This is a genomic window from Flavobacterium sp. LB2P53 (assembly GCF_003970305.1).
Taxonomy (GTDB): Bacteria; Bacteroidota; Bacteroidia; order Flavobacteriales; family Flavobacteriaceae; genus Flavobacterium.
In genome coordinates, this window is sequence record NZ_RYDG01000022.1 from 1 (window position 1) to 1,461 (window position 1,461).

1 protein-coding gene is annotated in these 1,461 nt (G+C 27.2%); it reads left to right on the forward strand.

The window, feature by feature from the left end:
- Window positions 1–148: 148 nt before the first annotated feature.
- Window positions 149–1,438, forward strand: a complete 1,290-nt coding sequence (locus EKL95_RS14825; RefSeq protein ID WP_158614870.1) for an IS4 family transposase — start codon at window positions 149–151, stop codon at window positions 1,436–1,438.
- The last annotated feature ends 23 nt before the right edge of the window (window positions 1,439–1,461 follow it).

The following is a 1,461-nucleotide window of genomic DNA, read 5'->3' on the forward strand; positions in this document are numbered from 1 at the left end:
CAATGTCATTAAGTTAAGGTTTTATTGTTTTGATTTACAGCTATTTATTGTATTTAAAATTAGGTTTTTTATAGTATATTTCTTATATTTAAGCTGTAATATAACAGTTTAACATATGTCGAAGATCTCAATCTTAATCATTAAACAATTGAGAGAAGTAATTTTTAGCAAAGAAATAATATTAGATTATAGGATGAAGGAACAAGATTTTACCAGAAATCGTAAGCAGCCTTTTGGCCGGGTATTGCTTTTTATGCTGAATTTATTAAAGAAAAGTATGGTAATTGAAATTGATAATTTTCTACAACATCTCAACTCAAAATTAGATTGTCAGAAAGTTCAAAATTTCACCTCTAGTGCCTTTGTTCAAAAGAGAAAAAAAATAAAACCAGAGGTTTTTAATTATTTATCATCAATTATCACAGATAATTATTACATAAAAAGTAATCGTAATATTAAGTTATTTAATGGTTTTAGAATTTTAGCTGTTGATGGTTCAAAGATAACTTTGCCTATTACACAAGAATTAAAATCGGTTTTTGGCGAATCAAAAAACCAGACCAATACATCAATAGTTCAAGGGATGTCGTCCGTATTATATGATGTATTAAATAAGCTGGTTCTGAATTCAGTTTTAGAAAATATAAAAATTGGAGAACGAGAGTTAGCTTTAAAACATAAAACACATTGGAGGCAGAAGGATTTGATTGTTTATGATAGAGGATATCCTTCTTATGATTTTAAATACGAACATATTAAGGCTGGAATTGATTATTTAATAAGGGTACAAAAAAAACACAGTAAGATAGTAAGTTCGTTTATAGTAAGTAAAAAAAGAACTTTAATTGTTGATATTTTTCCGCAAGAAAAACACGTTTTTGCAGGAAAAGACTATGACAAAACCACGGGTTTAAAAGTACGTTTAGTCAGAGTTGATTTACCCAATGGAGAAATAGAAATTTTGATGACATCATTGCTAGATAGTCAAATTTATCCAACAAGTATATTCAAAGAATTATACTTTTTAAGATGGGGAATTGAGACGTTTTACGATGAGCTAAAAAACAAATTGAAAGTAGAATATTTTACAGGTTATTCTTTAATGAGTATTCAACAAGATTTTTTTTGTGCAATATTTATTAGCAATTTGCAATCGGTAATTGTAAATGATTTAGAAGAAGAATTAAGCATAAAGAATAGAACTACGAAACTAGATTATAAAATAAACACGAATTTATCTTATGGTTTTTTGAAAAACAGAATTCTAGATTTACTTTTTAAAGAAGCTTCTTTGGAAGAAGTATTCAAGGAATTAGAAAATCTGTTTCTTCAAAACACAATTCCAATTCGGTTAAGCAGGAATAATAAACGGGAAGTAGGCAAGTATAGAAATCGAATTCGACCTTTAGTGCTTAAAAATCAAAAAGATGCAATATAAAATTCCTTAACTTAATGACATTG